At 61.4% G+C, this 25,654-nt stretch carries 22 protein-coding genes and 3 tRNA genes; 5 read left to right on the forward strand and 20 right to left on the reverse strand.

Features of this window, described 5'->3' with window-relative positions; translation table 11 throughout:
• Nucleotides 1-216: 216 nt before the first annotated feature.
• The 5 genes from EPN59_RS17095 to EPN59_RS17115 form a co-directional block, all read right to left on the reverse strand.
• A complete protein-coding gene (locus EPN59_RS17095; RefSeq protein ID WP_293046444.1) occupies nucleotides 217-1,098 on the reverse strand; it encodes a reverse transcriptase family protein in 882 nt (293 codons plus the stop codon).
• A gap of 64 nt (nucleotides 1,099-1,162) precedes the next feature.
• Nucleotides 1,163-1,507, reverse strand: a complete 345-nt coding sequence (locus EPN59_RS17100; protein ID WP_293035228.1) for a helix-turn-helix transcriptional regulator — start codon at nucleotides 1,505-1,507, stop codon at nucleotides 1,163-1,165.
• Nucleotides 1,508-1,549: 42 nt separating this feature from the next.
• Nucleotides 1,550-1,714 (reverse strand): hypothetical protein, encoded by a 165-nt coding sequence (locus EPN59_RS17105; protein WP_293035230.1) that lies wholly within the window; start codon nucleotides 1,712-1,714, stop codon nucleotides 1,550-1,552.
• Nucleotides 1,715-2,348: 634 nt separating this feature from the next.
• Nucleotides 2,349-3,071 (reverse strand): site-specific integrase, encoded by a 723-nt coding sequence (locus tag EPN59_RS17110; RefSeq protein WP_293035232.1) that lies wholly within the window; start codon nucleotides 3,069-3,071, stop codon nucleotides 2,349-2,351.
• A gap of 1,036 nt (nucleotides 3,072-4,107) precedes the next feature.
• Nucleotides 4,108-5,001, reverse strand: coding sequence for a plasmid-related transcriptional repressor protein (locus EPN59_RS17115; RefSeq protein WP_293035234.1), 894 nt, complete (start codon nucleotides 4,999-5,001; stop codon nucleotides 4,108-4,110).
• Nucleotides 5,002-5,449: 448 nt separating this feature from the next.
• Here EPN59_RS17115 and EPN59_RS17120 point away from each other — a divergent pair, with 448 nt between their 5' ends.
• Nucleotides 5,450-6,379 carry a hypothetical protein gene (locus EPN59_RS17120; RefSeq protein WP_293035238.1) on the forward strand — a complete coding sequence of 310 codons (930 nt, stop codon included), beginning with the start codon at nucleotides 5,450-5,452 and terminating at the stop codon, nucleotides 6,377-6,379.
• A 1,003-nt stretch (nucleotides 6,380-7,382) separates the two neighbouring features.
• Nucleotides 7,383-8,507: a porin gene (locus tag EPN59_RS17125; RefSeq protein ID WP_293035240.1), complete on the forward strand. Its 1,125-nt coding sequence runs from the start codon at nucleotides 7,383-7,385 to the stop codon at nucleotides 8,505-8,507.
• Between the two features lie 270 nt (nucleotides 8,508-8,777).
• Here EPN59_RS17125 and EPN59_RS17130 read toward each other — a convergent pair whose 3' ends face one another.
• Complete coding sequence (locus EPN59_RS17130) at nucleotides 8,778-9,125, reverse strand: hypothetical protein (RefSeq protein ID WP_293035242.1); 348 nt, start codon at nucleotides 9,123-9,125, stop codon at nucleotides 8,778-8,780.
• A gap of 181 nt (nucleotides 9,126-9,306) precedes the next feature.
• Here EPN59_RS17130 and EPN59_RS17135 point away from each other — a divergent pair, with 181 nt between their 5' ends.
• The gene (locus EPN59_RS17135) at nucleotides 9,307-9,510 is read left to right on the forward strand and encodes a hypothetical protein (protein WP_293035244.1); all 204 of its coding nucleotides are present in this window, start codon (nucleotides 9,307-9,309) and stop codon (nucleotides 9,508-9,510) included.
• A gap of 178 nt (nucleotides 9,511-9,688) precedes the next feature.
• Here the strand turns inward: EPN59_RS17135 and EPN59_RS17140 are convergent, their stop codons facing one another.
• The 6 genes from EPN59_RS17140 to EPN59_RS17165 form a co-directional block, all read right to left on the reverse strand.
• Entirely contained in the window at nucleotides 9,689-11,029 is a 1,341-nt protein-coding gene (locus EPN59_RS17140; RefSeq protein WP_293035246.1) for an HlyD family efflux transporter periplasmic adaptor subunit, read from the reverse strand.
• Between the two features lie 34 nt (nucleotides 11,030-11,063).
• Complete coding sequence (locus EPN59_RS17145) at nucleotides 11,064-12,581, reverse strand: efflux transporter outer membrane subunit (RefSeq protein ID WP_293035248.1); 1,518 nt, start codon at nucleotides 12,579-12,581, stop codon at nucleotides 11,064-11,066.
• Between the two features lie 79 nt (nucleotides 12,582-12,660).
• Complete coding sequence (locus EPN59_RS17150) at nucleotides 12,661-13,101, reverse strand: MarR family transcriptional regulator (RefSeq protein ID WP_293035250.1); 441 nt, start codon at nucleotides 13,099-13,101, stop codon at nucleotides 12,661-12,663.
• A 118-nt stretch (nucleotides 13,102-13,219) separates the two neighbouring features.
• The gene (locus EPN59_RS17155) at nucleotides 13,220-14,782 is read right to left on the reverse strand and encodes a DHA2 family efflux MFS transporter permease subunit (RefSeq protein ID WP_293035252.1); all 1,563 of its coding nucleotides are present in this window, start codon (nucleotides 14,780-14,782) and stop codon (nucleotides 13,220-13,222) included.
• A gap of 499 nt (nucleotides 14,783-15,281) precedes the next feature.
• On the reverse strand, nucleotides 15,282-16,181 hold the full coding sequence (locus EPN59_RS17160) for a hypothetical protein (protein WP_293035254.1): 900 nt from the start codon (nucleotides 16,179-16,181) through the stop codon (nucleotides 15,282-15,284).
• A gap of 177 nt (nucleotides 16,182-16,358) precedes the next feature.
• Nucleotides 16,359-17,423 carry a glycosyltransferase family 4 protein gene (locus EPN59_RS17165; RefSeq protein WP_293035256.1) on the reverse strand — a complete coding sequence of 355 codons (1,065 nt, stop codon included), beginning with the start codon at nucleotides 17,421-17,423 and terminating at the stop codon, nucleotides 16,359-16,361.
• A 767-nt stretch (nucleotides 17,424-18,190) separates the two neighbouring features.
• On the opposite strand from EPN59_RS17165, the gene EPN59_RS17170 reads away from it, so the two are divergent.
• Nucleotides 18,191-20,026, forward strand: a complete 1,836-nt coding sequence (locus tag EPN59_RS17170; protein WP_293035258.1) for an ABC transporter ATP-binding protein — start codon at nucleotides 18,191-18,193, stop codon at nucleotides 20,024-20,026.
• A 99-nt stretch (nucleotides 20,027-20,125) separates the two neighbouring features.
• Here the strand turns inward: EPN59_RS17170 and otsA are convergent, their stop codons facing one another.
• Both otsA and otsB read right to left on the reverse strand, forming a co-directional pair.
• Nucleotides 20,126-21,583: an alpha,alpha-trehalose-phosphate synthase (UDP-forming) gene (otsA, locus tag EPN59_RS17175; RefSeq protein ID WP_293035260.1), complete on the reverse strand. Its 1,458-nt coding sequence runs from the start codon at nucleotides 21,581-21,583 to the stop codon at nucleotides 20,126-20,128.
• A gap of 79 nt (nucleotides 21,584-21,662) precedes the next feature.
• Nucleotides 21,663-22,412 carry a trehalose-phosphatase gene (otsB, locus tag EPN59_RS17180; RefSeq protein WP_293035262.1) on the reverse strand — a complete coding sequence of 250 codons (750 nt, stop codon included), beginning with the start codon at nucleotides 22,410-22,412 and terminating at the stop codon, nucleotides 21,663-21,665.
• A 427-nt stretch (nucleotides 22,413-22,839) separates the two neighbouring features.
• On the opposite strand from otsB, the gene EPN59_RS17185 reads away from it, so the two are divergent.
• Nucleotides 22,840-23,301, forward strand: a complete 462-nt coding sequence (locus EPN59_RS17185) for a copper chaperone PCu(A)C (protein ID WP_293035264.1) — start codon at nucleotides 22,840-22,842, stop codon at nucleotides 23,299-23,301.
• A gap of 117 nt (nucleotides 23,302-23,418) precedes the next feature.
• Here EPN59_RS17185 and EPN59_RS17190 read toward each other — a convergent pair whose 3' ends face one another.
• From EPN59_RS17190 to pgsA, 6 genes are all read right to left on the reverse strand, one after another.
• Nucleotides 23,419-23,913: a GNAT family N-acetyltransferase gene (locus EPN59_RS17190; RefSeq protein ID WP_293035266.1), complete on the reverse strand. Its 495-nt coding sequence runs from the start codon at nucleotides 23,911-23,913 to the stop codon at nucleotides 23,419-23,421.
• A 108-nt stretch (nucleotides 23,914-24,021) separates the two neighbouring features.
• Nucleotides 24,022-24,294, reverse strand: coding sequence for a DUF2164 domain-containing protein (locus EPN59_RS17195; RefSeq protein WP_293035268.1), 273 nt, complete (start codon nucleotides 24,292-24,294; stop codon nucleotides 24,022-24,024).
• Between the two features lie 117 nt (nucleotides 24,295-24,411).
• Nucleotides 24,412-24,485: transfer RNA gene (locus tag EPN59_RS17200), tRNA-Cys, on the reverse strand.
• A gap of 125 nt (nucleotides 24,486-24,610) precedes the next feature.
• Nucleotides 24,611-24,686, reverse strand: a tRNA-Gly gene (locus EPN59_RS17205).
• 64 nt (nucleotides 24,687-24,750) lie between these two features.
• Nucleotides 24,751-24,826, reverse strand: a tRNA-Gly gene (locus EPN59_RS17210).
• Between the two features lie 204 nt (nucleotides 24,827-25,030).
• Nucleotides 25,031-25,621 (reverse strand): CDP-diacylglycerol--glycerol-3-phosphate 3-phosphatidyltransferase, encoded by a 591-nt coding sequence (gene pgsA, locus EPN59_RS17215; RefSeq protein WP_293035270.1) that lies wholly within the window; start codon nucleotides 25,619-25,621, stop codon nucleotides 25,031-25,033.
• Nucleotides 25,622-25,654 lie beyond the last annotated feature (33 nt).

The raw sequence follows: 25,654 nt of genomic DNA on the forward strand, positions 1-25,654 counted from the left end.
ATTGCTTCGCGACCGCCGTGGTCCATTGTCGATTCAACCAGTGCAAATACTGCCTTGACGGACCCGATATCGCAAGAGGGTCTGCCTGATCGGTGCGATTGCGATAAGCGCGACCAAATAACCTCGCCAAGCGATCCGAATGCTGCCCCGCTCATCAACCCGTCGTCCTTTGTGACGCCCGGCTCGCTAATGGCAGGTCCGCTTCGGAAACACTGCTTATGTTGCCTCTTTCGCCGCACCCAATTTCTGTGTTGCTAATTTGAGTAGCCTGGCTGTGTCTTCCTTCCAGGAAGTAAAGCGACCATCCAGATAAGCCGCCTCTCCCAACAGTCCTGCCAGCCTTTCGTACAACTTGTGCGTCAAAGCAGGATCGTCCGTTGTTGCGATCGCCGCCGCGAGCATTCTCGCTTTTCGAAATCGGCTGTGGGGAACGTGAATCGCACCGTTATGCAAGATGCAACCGGTAACCGACTTTGGCGAGTGAGGTCGATATCTGATCGTCTTGTCGACAGCCAAGCGGTGCCCGTAACGCCGAAGAACGCTCTTGACGCGCGACTCCAAGTCGCCGGGTATTTTTTCGCCGGAAAATGTAAGATCGTCAACGTAGCACGTGAATTTTAGTCCGCATTCAACCGCTAACCGGTTAAGCTCGTCGAACATGTCGCCGCAGGCAAAATACGACAACAAGGGACTCAGCGGGCTCCCAGTGGGAAGTGCCCCCTTGTATGTGCATAAATCAGCTAGCGTGGTAGCGACATCGGAGGCGCACTTCATTTTGTACCGGAAGAATTCTCGTACTAGCAGATACGACACCGACGGGTAGAACGACTTAATGTCTAATGTTAGAACTTCGTGTGCGGCAGTTGTGTGCGCTGCTGCATTGGATCGATATGATCGCCCTTTAACCGCAGCATGAACGTACTCAGGTAACTCAATCTTATTCAACAAATACAGGATACGATCATGAACGCGACGTAGTGGGCGTTTCGGATCTTGGACAATCCGCTTTTTCTTGATCTTTCCCGAGAATTCATCACGCTTCTCCGGAAGCGTGAAAACCTTGTAACTCCGCTCCCCGGGTAGAGTCACGAGATCCACCTTCTCAATATACAAGAGATCGGCCAGCCTTGATCGCGAGCCGATCTTATAAAGACAACATTGACTAATCGGATATCGTTGATGAGATGCTCTTACTGCGCCGACCTTCGTCTTCTGTGCGCACATTTTTTTGTTCAACCCATTTTAGCAACGACACAATTTTCCGAGCCGCCCCCAACCTGACCCGATCCGTGACCTTCTTTTGATCCAGGCTCTCCGAGAAAAATAAAAGTGACGAAACAGGAACGTTAAACCTTCCACTGTACTTCTCTAGAAGATCAATCGACGGCTGCTTCTTTCCCGATTCAATTTCAGAAAGGTATGAGTTAGATATTCCGAGTTCTGCACACAACTGCGTTTGCGACATGTCGTGATATGCCCGGATCAATCTCAGTGCTTCGTTTAGCATAGCGATTTCTCCTTTGGATGTAACAAAGGCGGGGTAGCGCCTTTAGAAAAACAGGTGCCAGAGCTTCATCAGCTCGGACGCCGCGAGGTTGACGACTCGGAAGATTTTCACGAGCCAACCAACGACAACGAACGTCTGCTTCAAAAACGCCAGCTTGTCTGCCTTCTTCTTGCGCGAACGCTGTTGCGCGGGGTGTACTCTTTGCATAAAAACCTCATTCAGGTTGCGACGGCACATGCCGCCTCTCGCATGCCGCCTGAACGAACAAAAAGTGCGGAGTTAACAGCGTCTTTCCCCCTTCCTAGTCACCTGCTTCCGGCTCTCGCCGGAAGCAGCTATCCCCTCATATCGTTCGCCAGAGGCGAAGCGAAGGGACGTGTTAGAGAGTTACCCCTCCACGAGGCGAAGCCTCAACAGCAACGAGAGTTGTTCTCCGACCGCACAGCTATGGTAGCCGAGTTTTTTCTGAAATGCAAAAATTTTTTCGCTATCAGCGAAAACAGCAGGTGCCAAGCCCCTGCGCTCTGGACCCGGGCTGAGAGGCGGTTTGCGTCGCTAGATCGGGGGCTCAAGAGAGCCATCGGTCAGGCTTGGGGTTCGACTAGGTGCGCCAGCCGCGCTTTGCCATCAACTGCCCAGCCGGTTCGACGGTCCCGCCAGATCGCCCTCGGAATCGGATCATCTCAACGAATGAGGTTATTTGGTCGCGCCCGCGAATGCGTCGATATCGACGCAAGTTCGACGCATGTCGCCAGTGCATCGCGGCTCTGCCTGCTTGATGTACGTGAAACGACGCAAAAACGACGCATAGACGACGCATGAGGACCCGGGCGTAGCAAATTCAATCCGCTTTGTGTTGGCGCCGCTTCGCGCTCGCCATTTTGAATCGGGCGAGGCGATCAACCTTCGGCGAATGCTTGATGGGACGCGCGGTCCTTACATAAGGTACCAGAACCCGTCCGGCGCGGCCTCTCCGGCCGTGGACTGCGTGCCCATACGCGCCTATTGAGTAATCGCTGAGGTGGCCCATTACCTTGGCCGCCTGCTCCAGAGTTATTTCCCGGTCGGAGGCGGCGGCCTTCAAATCGGACGCTACTTGATGGCGGAAACAATACGGACTGATCCGCGTCCGCAACTTTGGGAATGCGCTTCTGCCTAGGGCCACTACACTGTTATACAGGTAATCTTTGTTGTGCCTGATCGTGTACCGGCCGGTCCCGTCGGCGGCGCTCTGGACTGCCAAGGCGTGTAGAAAGCGTAATGCAGGGTTGGCATTAGCATCTACGCTGAACCCGATGTGCCGCGTCGGCTGACCGCGCTCTCGGCCGCCCGCGTCCTCACATTTCGCACCTGTGATCTTGACTACGAGTTGGTCGCGTCCCGCAACAAGCTCGATGCCTTTCTCGATTTCGGCAGGGCGGCATCCTGTGATCCAGAGAACGGCAAGCGCAGGCATTAGCTGCGGTCGTGATTGCTGCCATTCTGGTGTCGATGCCGCCACCCATATGGATTCGCGCCAGTCTGGCGGCAGCAGCCTAAGTGCAGATTTCTTCGCTTTTCCCATCGTTCACGCTCCTATCAGATTTCTGCGCCCGTTTGATTTCGGTATTGGCCGGGTCCAGTGCAGTGAGATTTCGGGCCAGCAGAAATCGGCCTAACACCACCCCCGAGTCGCTACGCGCCTCGACCCCTGAGGGGTTGGGGCTTGTCAGTTTTGGGTAGCAACACGCCATGCCTTCGCATGTCTGTGTTGCTACCCAAAACCGCCAAGCCCCCTCTTGTCCGACATACCGTTCGGACAAGAGACCGACACGATTTCTGCACGTTGGAAATCGGGATCGATGGGTGTTCAGCAGAGAAGGATTCGCGCGAATCGTGGCCGCAGCGGTTAGGTTGCGGTAATGACGTTCGCGACTCGCACACCGGCGTTATGTAGCTGCTATCGTCGTTCCCGCGCCCGCCCGTGGACGGCTGCGCTGCCCACCCCGCGAGGGCGTGGACAGCGCCGGCTCGGTGGCCGGCGTTCCGCAGCCGACCACCGGCTCCCCGCGACGTTTTGCCTTCGGCCTGACGCGCCCCCATGAGGCTTGCCCAAGCGACAATGACAATCCCATCGCAGGCCCCCTCTCTGCAAGCCAGAGCCGTTGTTGACCAGCCACGCACATTGCGAGCGCCGCGAGCCCGGATCGAGCCGCACGGGGACCCGCGCCGCAGGCGTGGGGAGAGCGGCGGCCCGCAGGGACGATCCGGCTGGGCTCTGAGGCGACCGGCGAGGGGGACGTCAAGGCGCGAAGCGCCGTTCATGCCCCCGCTTGCGGGGGCGTATTGTCGTTGGACTTCGAAGGCCACCGAGTGAGCACGTGAGCGCCGCGTAGCGCCCTCTTCCGCTGAGCCCTGTCTCCCAAGCTTTTGACTTTTCCACAAGGGCCAGCTGGTAGAGAGAAGGTAGAAGAAAGGTAGAAGGCAAAAACGTGCCAAAAAATCTAATCCGGACAATGGGTTGCAAACGTGGTGCGCGACGTAACCCCGAAAAGGCGCGACGTAACCCCGATGAACCGCGACGTAACCCCGACAGCGGCGCGACGTGACCCCGATGGCTTTCATAGCTTTGACCACACGGTCTGGAGCCGCCCCTTCTTGCTCGTCTCGATCCGGCCACCGGCGATGATTTCTAAGCGCTCGAGCTCTCGCATGGCACGATCAAGTGCATCGACAAAATCTCGCATTCGCCCCGTGTATTCCAGTTTGCTCTTCAACCACTCCAATGGGTTTTTTTGCACGGGGTCATTGGACGTGGCGACGAGCCGTTGGAGTGCCTTCGCCATATCTTGCCTCGGCCCGAATCGCAGCCGTTTGTCCCAATCAATCAAAGCGAATTCGCGGTTCTCGAACATCAATCGCCAACGTGAATCCACCCGCAGCGTGTAGGATTCGGTTTCGTCGTCGTAATCGAACCCATCAATCAGGTGCAGAGCGCGCTTTTTTCCGATCTCGAATTTTGGTTTGCCGTCTTTTGTGACGTCGATCACTAGCATGGCGAACGTCAGCGCCTCCATTGTTCGAAGCAGCCATTTGTACTCGTAGTTGCCAACGTGTCGTCCGATGGAACGCAGGAACCCGGCGCGCCTGACGATCACGGGCGCACCCAACGGATGCTTGCTCGCCTCGTACATCGCCTGCATCCACACGTCAGCCTGTGCCTCGTCCAACTGTTCGCCCCAAAACTTGATGACGGCATCGGCACGACTGATGAGTACCGTGTCCTTGTGTATCTTCTTTCGGCCTCGGGCCACGGGCGCGAACAAACTTGACCGGGCGATATGGTTCGGCATCGCACGCATGAATTCGTCCATGCCAGGCAGGAAAAGCTGCGTCGGCCCCTCCTGCGCACGTCGCGCGTCCGCACGCGCTAACGCTTCCGCCTCGCGTTGCCGTAGCAGGTCGAGCGTGCGAAGAGGTGCTCCATCGCGGTCCGAGCGGGCAAATTCAGCCATTGGCAGCAAACCGGACGTACTCAAAACGGGCGTTCGACCGTTTTACGACGACGCCCCCGACGTGGGCCGTCAAATTCCTTCCGGTTCGTTGGCGCTGCTTCCCTTTGCGCGGGCTCTTGCGGCACGAGTTTTTGTAGCCAGTCGCGGACATCCTGCGCTCGCCAACGTACGCAACGGTTCTTACGCATCACGGGACTTGGAAACTCTCCGCGCACATCTCGCTGATAGAAAGCATTTGTAGTGATGCCAAACAGCGTAGCGAACTCGGCGGGCTTGATGAGAGCGCACGAGTCCATTTGTGCGAACACGACTCGGAAATCCGACTCCGCAAAAACAGTTTCACCACTAGCCTTTCGTTGCATCGCTCCATCTCTCCACGTTTGACTACGGACGCGATCTTCCGTAGATTGGCGTGGTGAAGAAATCGGCCAATTCGGGGAGGTTTTACGTGGCGAACCATCGTCGAGACGAAGGTGGCAAGGAGTGGGCAAAGGCCACGACGATTTCGCTTCTCAAACGGTTGGCATGGGTCACTGGCCTGACCAAGAAGCAAATCGAATGCGACCTTGGAATCGCGGTCGCGAACACAGATAAAGACCGCTGTACCCTGCCAACCGGCGATGCGGTAGTGAAGGCTCTAAACTCGAAGAGATCTGCGTTCTCGCTGCAAAGGCTGTCTTCGATCGTCGGCTCCGCTTATGAACGTGGTTGGCTCGACGACAAAGATCTACATGATCTGCGGCTGGTCGATGCATCTATTGGTGCAGATCCAGCGGAACAGCACGATGCACACACAAGGGCTTATCACTTGTTCTTGGACGGTATCGAACGCCTCTGCCGCGGTCAAACGCCACTCGCTCCGGGAGGCGCCAAAGGAGGCCGACCAAGCAAGCTAAAAGACGGCGCACACGCATGTGAGAACTACAATCGCTGGATCGACACAATCAGATTGCTCGGTGGGGCCGTATTCGAAGATAGATGGAGCCGGTTCGAGGACGAACCTCAGTTGGAGCCCCAATCCCAGGAGGAAGTTGACCGTTGGGACTACGGCTTGTTGCCCGAAGCCGACCGCCCACTTGATCCATGGCGTCCGCATCCAATGGCCATCAGCAGGCTCCGGCTCGTCTTCCCTGGGGGCTTCGATCGACCAGTGTTACCGCGCCCCATTCCCGAGCGGTGTTTCGACGAACTCAATGTCGCATACTCTGCCACTCCTGTCGATGAGATGACGGACGCGGAACTGGATGAAATTTTCGTCTCCATCGAGAGAGTCATCACCGAGGCAGCGGCCCGTGCGACGGGACCGCAGGCGCCCGCGTCAATCAAACCTCGGCCGTCGTTGACCGTGGTTCCAGGTGGTGCAAAAGCGGCGCACTGAGTGACCGGCGAATGAGCAAATATGGAGATGACTGAAAAAAGGAAAGTTCGAGTAAAATCAAGATGTTCCACGTAAAGTAACGAGTGGAACATGAGTAGTTTGGGCCTTGTTTTCTGATTCACACGGCAGGGGTCACTGGTTCGATCCCAGTACTACCCACCAGAATTCGTGGGTGTAAATCACCGAAGAACAAGGGCTCGCGTCGAAAGGCGCGAGCCCTTTTCATTTTGGTCGCGCCAATTCGCAATTAATCCATGCGTAGTCAATCCATGCGAACCCGGGCCGGATCCGGGTTGTGCCGTTGCGGCGATGAATCTGGATTGACGCACCCAATGCACCGTAAGTGCGCCGTAAATACGCCGTAAGCCGTGAGCGAAGCCCGTGTATCGCTCAGTCATGTTTGCAACTGCGGCTTACGACAGCGGCTTACAACAGCGTGAGTGCGTTACACGGTGCAGCCGTTCTGACCATCGGACGTTGACTGCGCAATCAACGTTGGCCGCGGCGATGAAGCGAACAACCTTTGGACTGCCAGGCAGGGATAGCGTCTTACCAGGTCGGCAAGTGGGAAACGGGCGAATGGGCGAATGGGCGAATGGGCCGGTTCGCTGCGCAATATATACAGCAAATCAAATCATTGGCGAGCTTGAATTCGTGCGGCGCCATACACGCACAGCGCCGTTGAGATTGGCTGAGCGCACACCCAGAAACGCCAGCGGGATACCCGAAGCCGATGGCACGTCGCCCGCACCGCGCTTCGCGCAGGCTCCACAGCAGTCCGTCAAGCGGTAACCACCGGCCGCAATACGACCCATATTCAAGGCGCACCGTAATTCATAGGTATGTTGCAGCCATGCGACACTTTAAATAATTATTAGCCGTTTGAAATAGGCGCAAATATTATCCCTCATCGAAGGCAAGGGCATTAATGGAGAACGCGTGCTCCACGCCCACACCGCCGCACATTGCCTGCTTAAACCAAATCAATAAAGAGGACGACACGATGAAAATGACAACTGCAGCGCTCGGCGCTTCCCTGCTTGCGCTCTCGGCACAATCGGCTTTTGCACAAAGCTCCGTCACGCTGTACGGCATCGTCGATACAGCCATCCGCTTCCAAACCAACGCGGATGCAGCCAACAACAACCTCATCGGCATGACTGTGGGCGCTGTTACGCCTAGCCGCTGGGGCTTGAAGGGCAAGGAAGATCTGGGCGGCGGTCTGTCGGCTATCTTCAAGCTCGAAAATCAATTCCAGCTGTGGAGCGGCAAGCTCGACAGCTCGTCGAACCAGCTCTTCAAGCGCGCCGCATGGGTCGGCCTGTCGAGCGACGAATTCGGCACGCTGACCTTTGGACGCCAGCAAACGCCGTTCTTCGAAGAAATGGGCAACACGTTTGACCCGCTGACCGTTGGCGACTACTGGCAAGACAGCTGGATCTACAACCCGGTTGGCCCCTTCCTGTACTCCGACAACTCGATCAAGTACGCCAAGACGCTCGGCGGGTTGAGCGTGAAGGCAATGTACGGCTTCGGCAACCAGGCGGGCAGCGTCGGCAAGGACAGCATGTACGGCCTGACCGCAACGTACACGTTCGGACCGGTGGAAGGTATCGTTGGCTGGCAACAGAACGACGCGCCCGTGCGCACCTCCCTGTTCAACCCCACCGGTGCCCAGGGGAAGTGGAATCAGGTCAACGTAGGCGTGGTTTACACGGTCGTTCCGGCGGTGCGCCTGATGGCCGGCTGGCTGCGCTCGCAGGACCGGACCGGCACGGTTGACAACGCACAGGTTCAAAGCGGCGACGGACTCCCGCTCGGTTTGAACCCCAGCCCGAACCGTATCGACAACAACTTCTACATCGGCACGACGTGGCAAGCCACCGTGCCGCTCCTGATTACCGCTGTTGGCTACTACGGCCGCACGCAAAACGCAACGATGCTCAACAATACGCTCGGCGGCGGTCACAACTATTCGGCCACGCTGCTGGCTGAGTACGCGCTGTCCAAGCGCACGGAAGTCTATGGCACGGTCGACTATACGCGCGGCACGGGCGCGTACCTGACCGCCTATCCGGGCCACAACAACCAGACTGGCGTCGCTATCGGTCTGCGCAACATCTTCTAAAAAGACCCCGGCCATGTGCCGGAACTGCTGATTCAGCACTGAACCGCATGCGTGAACACGCATGCGGTTTTTTTTCGCCCCCGGAGCGCCACATGTTCGCGGCATCGCGAAATCGACGGACATCCGGCGAATACACGCCGGGCGATCGATCGCCCAACCTCTCACCGATGTCACGGCAAAATCTATCGCCGCCTCGTCACGCCCGATTCAGCGATAACGTCAGCGAAGAAGTCAGCATGCGCAAACCGGCCCTGCCAGCGCATGGGCGAATCAGGCTGAACAGTCTTCCAGTGTCCGGATGTCGCCGATCAGTTGACGGCCTCGATCGTCGAGCGCTTCGTCATGGAACAGCAAAAGATCGCGCAGCGATGCAGCAAGCATCTCGACAGGCCGATGCATGGACGGAAGAAAAGGCCAGGCATGCAGGAGATAGATCAGCGGCGTCAACTCGCGACGCTCGCACCAATGATCGAATAGCGCGATGCACAGTTCGTTGACTTGTGCACGCAGGCGGAAATCCGCGTCCAGACCGCGCGGACGCGCTTTGACGCCGATGTAGGCGAGCTCATGGCCATGCCGGCTCGCTAATATGCTTTCGATTGCTTTTGCCTCGATCATCGCTCTCTGGGTCCTGAAGAACGCGGTGTCTGGGCCAACATGCCGGCGCGGCCGACGCTCCTGTCGTCGGCGATTGCTTCGCGTTTCGCCCCCGTCGCGCGAATTCGAGCCCGCTGCAGCCTGCCCCGCCTTTTTGCGTTACTGAAGACAGCTATCGCAACATGCAAGCTGCGGCAGCCGATTGATCGAACAGTTCACGCCGGTCACAACCACCGGCAGTCACGAACGTCGTATTGCAATAGCTGGAACGGCCGTGCTCGCCGGTCGCGGGCAAAATCGTCATGCCGACATCGGATTCTGGCTCAAGCTGAATAACAGGCCCGTTATCAAACATCATCGGGTTCTTGTCGTCTCGACTATCGATGTTTTTCTGATGTCCATTTAATTGCCAAAAGCGACGGACCAAATTAAGGGAAAACCCGTGTGAAAACGTTTGTCCGCGCTAATGGCTGATCTTCATCAAGCGGCCGGATAACCGCTACGCATGGCTTGCACGATGCGCCGGGCCATCAGTAAGCATGACGTAATATTGAAAGGCTTCCGTCAAACCAGGCGCACACGACTCACCCCGCGGCAACCGTACGCCCCGTCCGATCGCGCGACGCCGCACGCTTCGCTACCGGCGCTGCGCCAATCGCGCGCGAAGCCATCTCGTTCTGCTCGATCACCTTCGCGATCTCCGCCTCGGCCTGTGCGCCGTATTGCGCGAAAACATCCGTACGATAGCTCGTTTTATTCGCGGCACCGAGTTGCGTGCCGGAATCGTCGTGCGTATCGGCATCGACCAGCATCGACAGGCCGATACGCAGCGGATGCGCTTCGAGTTCGTGCTGATCGAGCCGAATGCGAACCGGCAGACGCTGGACGACCTTGATCCAGTTGCCCGTCGCGTTTTGCGCGGGCAGCGTCGCAAACGCACTGCCCGTCCCAGCCGAGAAGCCTTCGATCCGGCCATGATATTTGACGCTCGAGCCGTACACGTCCGCCGTCAGCGTGACCGGCTGGCCGATGCGCATGTGTCTGAGCTGCACTTCCTTGAAGTTCGCGTCCACCCATACGCCGTCGAGCGGCACAATCGCCATCAGCGGCGTACCCGGCGACACGCGCTGGCCGACCTGAACCGAACGCTGCGCGACATAGCCCGTCACCGGCGCCGGCAAGGTATTGCGTGCGTACGCAAGATAGGCATCCCGCACCTTCGACGCGGCAGCCTGTACGTCAGGGTGGTTTTCGATCGTCGTGCGGTCGGTGAGCGCGTGGTTCGCCTCGGCTTGCTGGCGGGCTGCATCGAGTGCAGCCTGCGCCGCACTGACCGCATCGCGCGCGTGAGCGATATCTTCGGCAGAGACGGCGCCCGTGTTCGCAACAGCTTCGCGGCGTTGCAGATCGTCCTGCGCGCGCTTGAGGTCCGACTCGCGTTGCGCCACGTTCGCCGCATAGAAGTTGTTGTTCACATACAGGCCGCTCACACGACGCACCGTCTGACCGAGCGCGGCCTCGGCGTTCGCCAGCGCGATTCTCGAATCCGCCGGGTCAAGCGTGACGACCGGATCGCCCGCTCGCACGATCTGCGTGTCGTCGGCATGGACGGCGACCACGGTGCCGGTAACCTGCGGCGTGAGCTGCACGAGGTTGCCGCTCACGTAGGCGTCGTCGGTCGTTTCGTGATAGCGGCCATACGTGGCGTAGTAGGCGCCCCAGGCCGCCCCCGCCGCCATCACGGCCACGCCGAGAAGGACGAGCAGGAGCCTGCGGCGGCCCGGGGGCGTTGCTGCCGGGCCGGTGGCAACGGAAGCGGCTTCGACGCCGCTGGTTTTATCGCTGGACTTCTCGCTGGACTTCTCGCTGGACTTCTCGCTGGTCTGACCGGCCGTCTCACGGTCGGATGCAATGGTTTCGCTCATTTCAGGTCTCCTGACGTTCAGGCAAACGCGCCGCTCAATGCACGGCGACGGCGTGGTGGGTTGATGCGGCGGCATCCGCGCTGCGGAGGACATCCGCCGAGACGTCGACATAGCCGCCACCGAGCGCCGACGCGAGCGCAATCTGCTCATCCCGCCGGTTCATCTTCAGATTGGCGATGGCTTCATCGGCGTTCAGGGCCGTGACATCGGCATTGAGCACGGTCAACTGGTTGGTCAGGCCAGCCTTGTATTGCGTGAGGGCGAGTTGGTCCGCGCCCTGTGCAGCCTCTTGTGCCGTTTGTGCGTCGACGAGTTGCGCGTCGCTCGACCGGATCTGTGCAAGCTGCGTGGCCACTTCGCTCAGTGCGGTGACGAGCGTCTGGTCGTAGGCGGCCACCGCATAGTCGAACTCCGCGTAGCGGCCTTTCAACTGCGCGCGCAGTTCGCCCGCATCGAAGATGGGCAGATGAATCGCCGGCCTAACCGAAGCCGTCCGGCTCGCCGCCGTGAGAAAGCGGCCAAAACCGAACGCGTCGAGGCCAATCGCGGCACTGAGGTTGATGTCCGGGTAGAACTCCGCCTTCGCTTCCTTGACCTCGTGCGTCATCGCGTCGACGCGCCAGCGGGCCGCGACGATGTCCGGGCGGCGGCTCACCAGATCCGCAGGCAGGTTATCCGGCAGCCGCACTTCGTCGCCGATGCCGAGCGCGGGCCGCGCAATCGACAGGCCGCGATCCGGGCCCGCACCGATTAGCGCAGCCAGTTGATAGCGCACGGTCAGAATGCTGCCGTCGAGTGCGGTGACGTTGGCTCGGCTCGTCGCGAGATTCGCCTGCGCGGTCTTGCGTTCCACTTCCGTATCGAGACCGGTCGCGATGCGCCCCGCCGTGATGCGATCGATCTGCTCGCGGCGCGCAACTTCCTGCTGCGCGATATCGCGCAGCACGTAAAGGCGGGCCAACTGGTTGTAAGTGCGCGCGATTGCCGTGGACAGCGTGAGCTTGACGACTTCCTCGTCGGCCCGGCTCGCTTGTGTCTGCGAGACGGCCGACTTCAGCGCTTCGCGGTTCTTGCCCCACAAGTCGAGGTCGTATGAAGCGCTCAGCAAGCCCTTGTTTTCGGTTTGCCAGGAGCCGGCATACGGCGGCGGAATCTGCGCAGCGCCGCTGAATTGCTGGCGCGTGAGCGAGTAGGTCGCATCGACGCGCGGCAGCGTGTTCGCCTTCGCCGTTTCGCTATACGCCTGTGCCGCGGCCACCCGCGCGCGCGCCTCGTCGAGCGTCGGGCTGGCCTGCAGCGCTTCGGCGATCAGCGCTTTGAGCTGCGCATCGCCGAACTGATCGGCCCAATCGGCAGCCGGCCAGTGCCCCTGCTGCGCAGGCAGGCTCTGAGCCGTCTCGAACTGTTGCGGCGTGGCGATCTGCCTGTCACTATGGATGCCCGCATAGTTCGCGCAGGCCGACAGCACCGCCGCAAAAATCGCCGGCACACCCAGTTTCAGCGCACGGGTGCGGATGTGGGTACGGCGGGTACGAATGCCGGATTGCTTCATCTGCGATCTCATTTTCTGACTTGTCAGATTAGTGGATAAAAAAACGCGCGGCGTATGTCCACACGCTGGCCGCACGCGTTCAGTCTCCGTTGAACTTGCGAAGGAGGCGGCACAGTTCGGCAAACTCCGCCTTGGTGAATTTGCGCAGCCGCGCGTTCAAAACCTGCGGCGCAAGCGCCGGAATCCGGGCCGTGACTTCCTCACCCTTCTTCGTCAGCTTCAGATTGACCACGCGGCGATCCTCTACGCTACGCGAGCGTTCCAGCAATCCCTTGGTGTCTTCCAGCTTGTCCAGCATGCGCGTCATCAGACCCGTGTCGATCCCGAGCAGCTTCGACAGTTCGAACGGCGTCGTAGCCACGCCCTGCTGGATCGACAGCAGAATGCCCATCTGCTGGCTTGTGACGTCGAGATCCTTGAGCCCCGTATCCATTTCCGCAACGATGAAGTTACGCGCCCGGGTCAGCAGGAATCCAATACTCTGCGTGAGCATGAAGTTCTTCGTCGTGTAGTGTTCCATTGCATTTCCTCGGTAATGTGGATCGAATGTATCTGCAGAGTCAGATGCTGTCAAATTTTTCCCGAGGAATCTTTTGCGCTCATTGCTCCGTTCGTTGCGCTGAGCGAATTCGCTTCAGTCAGTGTCCGCCCGCGCCCGCTGCACCTGCACCAGCGCCCTTGCCCGGCCTCGTCACCCAGATCAGCGGAACGATGGCGACAAAGATCACAGCCGAGATCCAGAAGATATCGTTCAGACCCAGCATGGTCGCTTGCGCGTTGAGCGACGCTTCGAAGAATGCGTTCGCCTTGGGTGTGCCCGCGCCAAGCATGGTTTGCAGACGAGCAATACTGCCGACGAAAGCCGGATTTTCGACGCTCGTCCGCTCGACCAGTTGCGCGTGATGAAGGATCGTGCGATTGCTCCAGGCATTGCTCAGCAGCGACGTCCCTATCGCACCGGCCAGAATGCGCACGAAGTTGGACAGGCCAGCCGCAGCCGGTATTTTTTCGGCCGGAAGCCCCGAGAGAATGATGGCGGTGAGCGGCGTGAAGAACAGCGCGGTGGGAATGCCTTGCAGGAGCGTCGGCAGCACCAGCGTGTAGGTGTCGATGCCCGTCGTGTAGTGCGAGCGCATGAAAAATACGCCAGCGAACCCGACGAATGCCAATGTGGCGAGCACGCGCGTATCGGAGCGCGGCATGACCTTGCCCATCACCGGCGCGAGGACCACGGCGAAGATCCCGAGCGGCGCGGTCACGAGGCCCGCATCCACGGCGCGGTAGCCAAGAAAGCCCTGAATCCACTGCGGCAGGAACACGAGGTTCGCAAAGAAAATCGCGTACGCGACGGAAATCGCCACGGTGCCGCCCAGAAAATTGCGCCTGGCGAACAGCCGTAAATCGACGATGGGTTTTTCCTCGGTCAGCTCCCAGATCAGGAAAAACACGAAGCTGATTGCCGCCACGATCGTCAGCGCCCAGATCATCGGCGAATCGAACCAGTCGAGGTCCTTGCCCTTGTCGAGCATGATCTGCAGCGATGCAACCCACACGATCAGCGAGATCAGTCCCACTTTGTCGATTGGAAGCTTGCGCGTGGGCGTTTCGCGGTCGCGGTAGACACTCCAGACCGTCACGGCTGCGAAGAGGCCGACCGGCACGTTGATGTAGAAGATCCACGACCAGCTGTAGTTGTCCGTGATCCAGCCGCCGAGCGCCGGGCCGGCGATCGGCCCGACTGTCGCGGTCATCGCCCACAGCGCAAGCGCGTTCGAGCTCTTTTGCTGCGGAAAGGACGCGAGCAACAGCGCCTGCGACAGCGGCACCAGCGGCCCCGCCACGGCCCCCTGCACGATCCGCGCGATGAGCAGCACCTGCAGGTTCGGCGCGAGACCGCATGCCGCCGACGACAGCACGAACAGCAGAATCGCCCCGACGAACAGCTTCACTTGCCCCACGCGCTGCGTGAGCCAGCCGGTCAGCGGAATCGACACCGCATTGGCCGCAGCGAACAGCGTGATGACCCACGTCCCTTCGTCGATGGATACGCCGAGGTTGCCGGAGAGCGTCGGGATCGCGACGTTTGCAATCGACGAATCGAGCACGTTCATGAAGGTGGCGAGCGCCACGGCGAACGTGCCAAGGACAAATCTTGCGCCGGTCAGTGGGCGTGGCGCCTTCGCGCCGGTCGACGGGTTCATGCTGCGTCCTTTGAACTCGGATCGCATGGTGTTTCAGCGATCGGCATATATCTGACTTATCAGATATGAAGAAAAAAAAAACGGCCCATCGGCTCGCAGGCTGTTTGCAAACAAGCCCGACCGCGGTTTCAGATTCGACCTTCGTCGACCTCGCGGAGTACCGATCGCCATTTACTGACGCGAAATATATCTGACAATGCAGATTTAAACAAATCTATTTTTTAGCCGCTGATCACGCCGATCGCCTGTCCGCGATCAACAGACCGGTTCAACGCCCTGCGCGGTTCGCATCGCAAGCTATTTCTTCAGATGTGGACGCCGCATGAATTTTGCCGCGTCGCGCCGCCCGTCGTCTTGATATGGATTCCTGAGTCATCTTCAGATGCGCGCAGACGGACGACGCCAGATAGCCAGCCCGGAAGGATCGTGATCTTTGCGATTGAACGACAGATGCGGCAAGCGACGCGGCGTCCGCTGCGCGACCGCACAGCGGACATGGTCAGGCCTGCTTCAGCGCGGCATCGAGGGCATGCGCGGCCGCCCGATCGCCTTCCGTGGCGAGGCCGATGCGAAACACCGTCTGGCGGTTGTGGCCCGCCGCAGCGGGCGAGTCCCACAGCAGTTCGATCTTCGCGCGCCGTTTCATGGCCACCGGCGCCGAGGCGGATGCCGAAGCGGGCACCGACGCCGGACACTCCGACGCCGTGGAGGGCGATGGCGCAGCGCCGTCGGTGCTCGCGTCCGCCATGACTGGATCGGCGCCGGACGTCTGCGGCGCAGCCGCAGCGACCGGGGAGCCGACCGGCTGCGTGCCCTGCGGCCAGCGCACGGAAAGCTCGCGCGCGTCGTACTGGCCGACCTTGCGGCTTTCCAGCCAGACGATGGTGGTGCGCGTGGCGGAATCGAGCGACACCGCGTAGCGGCCAATCGCAAACCGGCGCGCGGCGATATTGGTGCGCCACAGCGCGCGCGGCCGGCAGATCCAGACCACCGCGGCGTACAGCGCGGGCGCAACGACGAGCCAGCCGTTGGTCGCCGCCACCGTGCTGAGCGCCCGTCGCCAGCCTGCAACCGAAACGAAGAAGCCGACCGACCACAGCGCGAACAGAAAACCGAGCAGACCGAAGAAACGCAGCGCCTGGCGCAGCCACGACGGCAACGGATGGAACGGGCGTTCGATGCGTGCCTTCGCGCCCGGCAGCACGATCAGCAGAAACAGGAAGACGAGATTGATGCACGCCCAGGGCGACGAAGCCATGCCCTGCAGCGCCGCCAGGAAGTTCATCTGCTCCATGGAGTAGAGCCAGCGCGCGAGGAGGACGAGACCGATCGCACGCAAGGCGAACATCGTCCCGGCGCCAGGAATGGCTGCCGTGGGCGTCGGTCGGGTTCTCGCCAAAGCTCTTCTCCTCTCGTCAGGGTTGCCAGCGGTTTTGCGGGAACGGCCATTATAGGGACATTGCCGCCTTGTCTCACGCTGACCGGCAACGCTTGCGCACAAAAGACAACGCCCCGGTGCGCAGGCAGCGGGGCGTTGTTCGGCGACCAGGCGGGCTGCGCCCGCGGTCGGCCGGACTTAACCGGCGGCGACTTCGCGCAGCACGGTGCGGCGCTTCTGGCGCAGCAGCTCTTCGTAGACGCGAACGTAGTTCTGCGCCATCACCTTCGACGAGAAGCGCGATTCGAACGCACCGCGAACCTTCTCGCGCGACAGCGACGAAATACGCTTGATGGCGGCGACCGCGCTGATTTCGTCTTCGACGACGAAGCCCGACACGCCGTTTTCGATCACTTCGGGCACCGAGCCGCGCTTGAACGCGACGACCGGCGTACCGCAAGCCATGGCTTCGATCATGACGAGGCCGAAGGGCTCCGGCCAGTCGATCGGGAACACCAGTGCATGCGCGTTGCCGAGGAATTCACGCTTTTCGGCTTCGCCGATTTCGCCGATGTACTCGACGTGCGGCAGCGCCATCAGCGGCTTGATGACTTCTTCGTAGTAGGCACGGTCGGCCTTGTCGATCTTGGCGGCGACCTTGAGCTTCATGCCTGCCTGACCGGCGATGCGGATCGCCTTGTCAAGGCCCTTCTCCGGCGAAACACGGCCCAGGAATGCGAGGTAGCCGGGCTCGACGTCAGGAATCGGCGTGAGCACGTTTTCCGGCAGGCCGTGGTAGACGGTCTGCTGCCAGTTGGCTTGCTGGAGCGGGATGCGCTGGTTGTCCGAGATCGAGACGACCGGCACGTCGCTGAATGCGTTGAAGATCGGCTGCAGTTCCGGCAGGTCGAGACGGCCGTGCATGGTCGTCACGAACGGCACCGGCTGACGCTGGAACAGCGAGAACGGGTAATAGTCGATGTGGAAGTGCAGGACGTCGAACTCGTCCGCGCGGCGGCACACTTCTTCGAGCAGCAGCATGTGCGGAGCCATCACGTCGCGAATCGTCGGGTCGAGGCGCAGCGCCTGCGGCCAGAAAGCTTCGAGCTTCGCCGAGGTGATCGAATCGCCGCTTGCGAACAGCGTGACATCGTGCCCCTGTTCGACCAGCGCTTCGGTCAGGTAGGAGACCACCCGTTCCGTGCCGCCGTAAAGCTTGGGAGGAACCGCCTCGTGCAACGGAGCGATTTGAGCGATTCGCATAGTGGTGAACTCCTTCCTCGTAATAAATCGGGCAAAGTACTGCAAGTTTGACAATCGACCCTCACCGGCGCCGGCAGCCTTGCCGTTCACCACTAGAGGCGTTCCGTACCGCTAACCACGCCGGCATCGCCGACACACTGGCCGTCGTAGTTTCAGATTGACGGAACGGCACAGTCGGGTAAACGCGCAGGGCTCGCGGTCGTTGACACACTTGCTGTCAGATTCCCTACGCTATTCGAGTCGGCATTATCCGGGTCCACTACCCATGCCGCCTAGGACATTTCAAAAACTTTACATTGTTACAACTCGGAAACACGCACCAACCCCATGTTTTAAAACATAATTTCCACTCAGGGGCTGGAATGCGCGTCCTGCAGTCCTGACCGCGGCTCTACAGCAGTTGTTTCCGCGGTTGTTCCGCGGTTTTTTGATTGCGTGCGCATCCTTCGATCGCTGCGCTTTTGGCTCACCGTCTGCCCGGCGTTAACCGACAAGCACAACGGCGTTTCAAATGCAATCCATAATTATATCTCTAAAACAATCTTGCACACCTGTTGAACCTCCATCTCAACAAGCTGTCGGCAAGACATTCCGTGCGCCGTACTGTCGCGATATCATGCGCGTCCCGTGGCCCTGGGCGATGCGCCATGCGCAAGGGGTGTTTACAATGGATGAACGTCCGCGATCGTGGCGGTTAGCTCGCCTTCTCTCTTCTCTTTGACTTTGTACGGATTCGCTCCGTCAGACCGACCACCCAGCACAGACAATTGGAACATCTCACCATCGCCCAGCGTAACGCCCACAACGCAAAGCTCGCGAGCTATGCGCGGCGGCCGCTCGCGTTCCTGTTTCGTTACATCCGTCGTCACCCGCTCGCACATGCCATCGTGCTGGCGAGCGTGTTCGCGGCCGTCGGCTGCGCGCTCGCCTCGCAATACGCGATCAAGCATCTGATCGACGTGCTCGGCGCGGGGCGCCATCATCCGGGACCGCTGTGGACCGCGTTCGCGCTGCTCGTCGGCCTGATTGCCGCCGACAACCTGCTCTGGCGCGTCGGCGGCTGGTTCGCGGCGCACACGTTCGTCGCGGTGACGGGCGACCTGAGGCGCGACCTGTTCCAGTACCTGAGCGGCCATTCGCCGAGCTACTACGCGGAAAAGCAGCCCGGCACGCTCGCGAGCCGCATCACCGCCACCTCCAACGCCGTCTACACCGCCGAGAACACTACCGCCTGGAACGTGCTGCCGCCGTGCATCGCCGTGGCCGGCGCGATCGTCATGATCATCACCGTGAACCCGCTGATGGCCGCCGGGCTCCTGCTGTGCTCGGCGATCCTCTCGGTGATTCTCTTCAAGCTCGCCGGGCGCGGCTCGGCACGCCACCACACGTTCGCGTCGCGGGCCGCCGCCGTGGACGGCGAGCTGGTCGACGTGATCGGCAACATGGCGCTCGTGCGCGCCTTCGGCATGACGTTTCGCGAGCAAAGGCGCTTTCGCGGCACCGTGAAAGCCGAGATGGACGCGCGCCGCGACAGCCTGCTGTACCTCGAAAAGCTGCGTCTGCTGCACGCCGTGATCACGGCGATGCTCTCTGCGGGCCTGCTCGGCTGGGCACTCTGGCTCTGGGATCAGGGCCGCGCCACGTCGGGCGACATCGTGCTCGTCAGTTCGCTCGGCTTTACCATCCTGCACGGCACGCGCGACCTCGCCGTCGCGCTCGTCGACGTCACGCAGCACGTCGCGCGCCTCGCCGAGGCCGTCCAGACGCTGCTCGAACCGCACGGCATGCCCGACCGCGACGACGCCACCGAACTCGTCGCCCAGGGCGGGCTCGTCGACTTCGAGGGCGTGACGTTCGCCTATCCGCACCGCAAGGCGATCCTCGACCATTTCGATCTGCGTATCGAAGCCGGACAGCGCGTGGGCCTGATCGGCAAGTCGGGCGCGGGCAAGACCACGGTTCTCGCGCTGCTGCAGCGTTTCTACGAAACCCAGGGCGGCGCGATCAAGGTCGACGGCCAGAACATCGCGGCCGTGACGCAGGAGAGCCTGCGCAACGCCATCGCGCTCGTCCCGCAGGACATTTCGCTCCTGCACCGCTCGATCTACGAGAACATCGCCTATGGCCGTCCCGAAGCGAGCCGCGAGGAAGTGCTCGCCGCCGCCCGCGAGGCGCGCTGTGCCGACTTTATCGAGGCGATGCCGGAGACTTACGACACGATCGTCGGCGACCGCGGCGTGAAGCTGTCGGGCGGCCAGCGCCAGCGCATCGCAATCGCGCGGGCGATCCTCAAGAACGCGCCGATCCTGCTGCTCGACGAGGCCACCTCGGCGCTCGACAGCGCATCCGAGGAGGCGATCCAGCAGGCGCTCGACCGTCTGATGGTCGGCCGCACCGTGATCGCCATCGCGCACCGCCTCTCCACGCTGCAGAACTTCGACCGCATCATCGTGATGAGCACGGGCAAGGTGATCGACGACGGCACCCCCGAAGAACTGCGCAACCGGCCGGGCCTCTATCGCGATCTGCTCGCCAAGCAGTACGGCAAGCATTCCACGCTGCATCTGGGCCCCAAGAAGGCCGACGAGAAACACGTCGCCTGACGCGCCTTCAGCGCCCGCCCGGAAACGAAAAAGCCGCTTCGATTGGAGCGGCTTTTTCACTTTGCGTACGAACCCGCCAGCGGCGCCCGCCGCGCGCGCTCAGTCCTGGTCCTGCCCCTGCACCGCTTCGTGCGCCGCCTTCGAGCGCAACGGCAGCGCGGCACGGCGCTTGTCGCCGATCTGCGTGAGGTCGCGCATGAACCGGTCGCGCCAGACCGATACATTGTTCTCGCGCAGTTGCGCCATCATGTCGCGGTAGCGCGCCACGCGCTCGGCAAGCGGCAGCGCGAGCGCCATGGCAAGCGCATCGGCCATGCCGTCGATGTCGAGCGGATTGACGATCAGTGCGCCGGTCAGTTCCTGCGCGGCGCCCGCGAAGCGCGAGAGGACCAGCACGCCGGGATCTTCCGGATCCTGCGCGGAGACGTACTCCTTGGCGACGAGGTTCATTCCGTCGCGCAACGGCGTCACATAGCCGACCTGCGACGCCCGGAACAGCGCCGCCAGCACGGCGCGCTCGTACTGACGATGGATGTACCAGATCGGCGTCCAGTCGAGTTCGGCGTAACGGCCGTTGATGCGGCCCGATTCCGCCTCCAGGCGCAGGCGGATGTCCTGATACGCGTGCAGATCGGCGCGCGTGGGCGGTGCGATCTGCACGAACGAGACGTTGTTGCGCTGGGTCGGGTGCTGGTCGAGCAGCCGTTCGAATGCGCGAAAGCGCTCGACGAGCCCCTTCGAGTAATCGAGCCGGTCCACGCTCATGATGACCTTGCGGCCGTGCAGCGTCGCCTTGAGCGTGCGCACCGGCTTGCCGCGCTCGCCCGCCCGCGCGAGTTCGGCGATCTCGTCGGGATAGACGCCGATCGGATAGTCGCCCGCGAACAGCGTCTGGCCGAACGCCTCGACACGCGTCAGGCCGTCCGGCTGGTGCATCACTGACCCATCCGCCTCGTTGACGACGTAGTCGCAGAACGCGCGCAAATCGGGCTTCGTCTGGAAGCCGAGCAGATCGAACGAACACAGCGCCTTGACCAGTTCGCGATGCGTCGGCACCGCGAGCAGCACCTGCGAAGCCGGAAACGGAATATGCAGGAAAAAGCCGATGCGGTTCTTCACGCCCGCCGCGCGCAGCGCCTCGGCAAACGGGATCAGGTGATAGTCGTGGACCCAGACGATGTCGTCGTCGCGCAGGAGCGGCACGAGCTGATGCGCGAGCCAGCCGTTGACGCGGCGATAGCCTTCGAAGTCGTGGCGGTCGTACTGGACGAGATCGGCGCGATAGTGGAACGCGGGCCACAGCGTCGCGTTCGAGAAGCCGCGGTAGTACTGGTCGTAATCGCGGCGCAACAGGCCGATCGTCGCGAACGTGACCGGCCCGTGTTCCTCAAGCTGGATCTGCGGCTGGCCGGACGCGAGCACGTCGCCGCTCCAGCCGAACCACATGCCGCCCGTTTCCTTGAGCGCGTCATAGACGCCCACCGCGAGGCCGCCCGCTGCTGGGCCGCCTTCGGAGATCGGCGCGACCCGGTTCGACACGATAATCAATCGGCTCATGAGGTGCGGGTTTCCGTACAGGTATCAGTGAGTGAGCGCCGGCTGCGCGGCGCAAATTCGAATGCTGCGGAGCAGCGTGTCACGCACCGCGCATCGTCGCGATGAGCGATGCCAGCCAGCCTAGCAGGGCGTCGACCGAATCGATGCGAGCGAGCGCGATCGTGTCGCCGCCGCCCACCTTGATCGAGAGCCCCTGGTGCGCATTGACGACCGCGAAGCCCTTTTCGTCGGTCAGATCGTCGCCCACGAACACCGGACGGCGGCCCGCGAACGGCGGCTCGTCGAGAAAAGCGCGCAGCGCGCGGCCTTTGTCGACGTCCTTCGGCTTGATCTCATAGACCATCTTGCCGGGTTGCAAGACGTAGGCATCGGCGAATTCGCCGGCAAGATGCATGGTCGCCTCGCGCGCGGCGGGCTCGTGCTCGGGCGCATTGCGGTAATGCAAGGCCAGCGCCGCGCCTTTGATTTCGAGGAGCATCCCCGGATGCGCGCGCACGACTTCCGCGAGCACCTGTTCCATGTGCAGGAGCCGCTCATCGTTGAAGCCCACGCGCTGCGTGTCGCCATTGGCATCGCGGCGCTCGGCGCCGTGCAGGCCCGCCACCGGCAGGTCCGGCATGCCGAGGAACGCGTCGATGCTGTCGATGCCGCGGCCCGAGACGATCGCCACCGCGCCGTGCGTCACGCGCCGCAGTTCGGCGAGCAGCGAGAGCATGTCGTGGCGCACCTGGATGCCGTCGGGCGTCGGGGCGAGTTCGACGAGCGTGCCGTCGAAATCGAAGAAGAAGGCCGTCTGATCAGGCGGCAATACGGCCGGTAGTGCTTGCATTCCGTGTTTTTCACCCCTCGGCGCGCTGGCCGGGTATGGTTCCGGCGGCTTGTCGGGCTGTCGGAGAAAGTGTGCGCATCTTACCGCGCCTTCAACCGATTTTCGAGTTGGCAAGGTGCGCGGCCCTTGCCGCGTGGTTTCCCGCGCGGTTTCCCTGATCGCCGTGCGAGCGCGATGCGGCACATGGTCTCACGCGGGAGAAATATCCGCGCATCCCGGTAATCTGCCGCTAATTTTGCTACATTCGCAGCGATATGCGGCGCGCAGTCGCGCCAGCGGCGCCAACACTTCCCGAATCGACCTGCCGATACAGCCTTTGCCTTCCGCGTTCGCCCTCTTCGCTCCGTCCACGCTTTCGCCTGCTGTCGAACGCCGTTCGGTGCAGGCCAGCGCCCGATTTCATGTCTTACCCGCCACAGGAACCACCATGACGAAAAAACTGCCATCACTTGCCGCCGCACTGGGCGGCGCGCTCGCCTGTGCATGCGCGATGCTCGCACCGGCCGCGCACGCCGCCGACCAGGCGATCAGCGTACAGAACGCGTGGGTGCGCTGGCTGCCCGGCAACCTGCCCGCAGCGGGCTATTTGACGCTCAGAAACGATGGCGACAAGAACGTGGATCTCGTTGACGTCGACAGCAACGACTACGGCAGCGTGATGCTGCATCAGACGATCTCGAACGGATCGACGCAGAAGATGGTGATGGTGGACAAGCTGACGGTGCCGGCGCATGGCTCGGTGTCGGTCGCGCCGGGCGGCTATCACCTGATGCTGGAAGAGCCGAAGCACAAGATCGCGCCGGGCGACACGGTGCATATCAAGCTGGAGTTCTCGAATGGCGCGACGCTCGACACGCCCTTCGCCGTCAAAACGCCTGCGCAGCAGTAACGCGCGCAGGCAATCCGTGATCGACGCGCGTTCCAGCCGGGGATGCGCGTGTTCAGCGCGCCAGTTCGCACTTCGCCACCGCATGCGGCCCCGCGCACGCGGACGCTTTTGCCGAGCCTACGCCGCGCGCATCCAGACGTGTGGAATGCCGTCTTCGTCGTGAATCTCCGAGACCGGCTCGAAGCCGAACGCTCCGTAGAACTGCTGCAGATGAGCCTGGGCGTGCAGTCGCATCGGCACGCCGGGCCACTGCTGAGCGATATGGCGAATCGAGCGTTCGAGCAGCGCGTTACCGAGCTTGATCCCACGGTAGCCCGCCGTGGTCAGCACGCGGCCGATGCGCACGTCGGGGTCGCTCGAATCGGGCAGCAGCACGCGCAGATAGCCCGCCAGCACCGGGCGCTCGTCGGCCATATCCGTATCCCAGGCAAACAGGTGCCACGCCGCGGCGTCGAGGCCGTCGATGTCGCCGTAGACGCAGTTCTGCTCGACCACGAACACCTCCGAGCGGCACTTGAGCATTTCGTAGACCTCACGCGCGTCGAGTGCGTCGAAGGGTTTCCAGCACCAGTCGAGATGCGCAAGCGGCAATGCGGAGGACGGCGTATTCATCGTTGATTTCCAGCAGGCGTCGGACGATCCGCAATTATGCCGCGCCTCGCATGTGCGCTTCAACGCCCCCCTCAATGCGACCTTCACCCCATCCTTCCATGCACCGCCTCACTTGCGGCGCTTCGGCTGCGCGTACTTGCGCCAGTACTGGAACGGCGCTTCGTGCAGATCGATGTCGAGATCGACGATGCGCGCCTGCATGCTTTCCTGCGCGTCGGCGACGGCCTTGTTGTAGACGGACGGCGCGATCTCTTCGAGAAAAAAGCCAAGCAGCGCTTGCGCGGCGATATTGCCGATCGGCTCTTCCATGTTGGCGTCGAAGTAGCGCTGGATCGACGCAATCGCATCGCGGCGCGCGTCTTCGGGGAGTTCAATGGACATCGTGAGCGACCGGGAACGGAACGATCCGGCTATTGTGCGTGACGGTCTGCGCCTGAAGCCAGTCCGGAGCCAGGCGGAAAAAGAAAAAGCCACCCGAAGGTGGCTTTCCTTTACATCTGGAGGCGCGAGCCGGAGTCGAACCGGCCTACACGGCTTTGCAGGCCGCTGCATAACCGCTTTGCTATCGCGCCAGAAGCGGACTGCCGGTTAGCGAGGCTTGCTGCGCCCGCAACAACCGGACAGATTTGCGTAGCGGCCCGACATACTGATCACGGCCCGCCAAGCAAAAGGGGAAGCGCTGCTTCCCCGGGGTACCTGGAGCGGGAGACGAGTCTCGAACTCGCGACCTCAACCTTGGCAAGGTTGCGCTCTACCAACTGAGCTACTCCCGCGTGGTGCTGCTTGATTCTGCTACTGGCGCGCTGCCTGTTACTGCAAAACACCGCACCTGAATTCTGGAGCGGGAGACGAGTCTCGAACTCGCGACCTCAACCTTGGCAAGGTTGCGCTCTACCAACTGAGCTACTCCCGCATTGCTTTTTACTGCTGCTTACTGCTTCACCGTCGATCTGCTGCCTATTCACTGCTTATCTTCGGCTATCTCCACCGCTTCTGCCGTTTGCCACAACGTCGTTCAGCGGAGAAGTGAGATTATGTATAAGCCGCTGAAACGTGTCAACCCCCAATGGCGATCTTTTTTCGGACGTATGACACGGAACGAAGCGTGACGAAGCCCTCAATGCACTCCGCGCTCGCGGATCTGCGGCCATGCGAGCTTCATGTAGTACAGCATCGACCAGATCGTGAGGAATGCCGCGACGTAGATGAGCCAGGTGCCCCACACGCGCGAATCGAACAGCGTCACGCCGCCGATCGTGAGCGGCGCGTAGAAGAGCAGCATCGGAATCGCCACCATCTGGCATGCCGTCTTGAACTTGCCGAGCGAATTCACGGCCACGCTCTTCGATGCGCCAATTTGCGCCATCCATTCGCGCAGCGCCGAAATCGCAATCTCGCGCCCGACGATCACGAGTGCGAACACCGTGTCGAGCCGCCCGAGGTGCACGAGAATCAGGAGCGCCGCCGTCACCATCAGCTTGTCCGCGACCGGATCGAGGAACGCGCCGAATGACGACGTCTGGTGCCACTTGCGGGCGAGATAGCCGTCGAACCAGTCGGTGAGCGCCGCCAGCACGAAGATCAGCATGGCGGCCACGTTCTGCTGCATCGGGGCGAGCGCCGTCTGGGGCAGATAGAACACGCCGACCACGAGCGGGATCAGCACGATCCGCAGCCACGTCAGAAGAATCGGAATATTGAACGGCATTGGCGGGCGCTGTCTGTCGAGGGAGTTGCAATT

Origin of the sequence: Paraburkholderia sp. (assembly GCF_004298475.1) — a bacterium.
GTDB lineage: Bacteria > Pseudomonadota > Gammaproteobacteria > Burkholderiales > Burkholderiaceae > Paraburkholderia > Paraburkholderia denitrificans.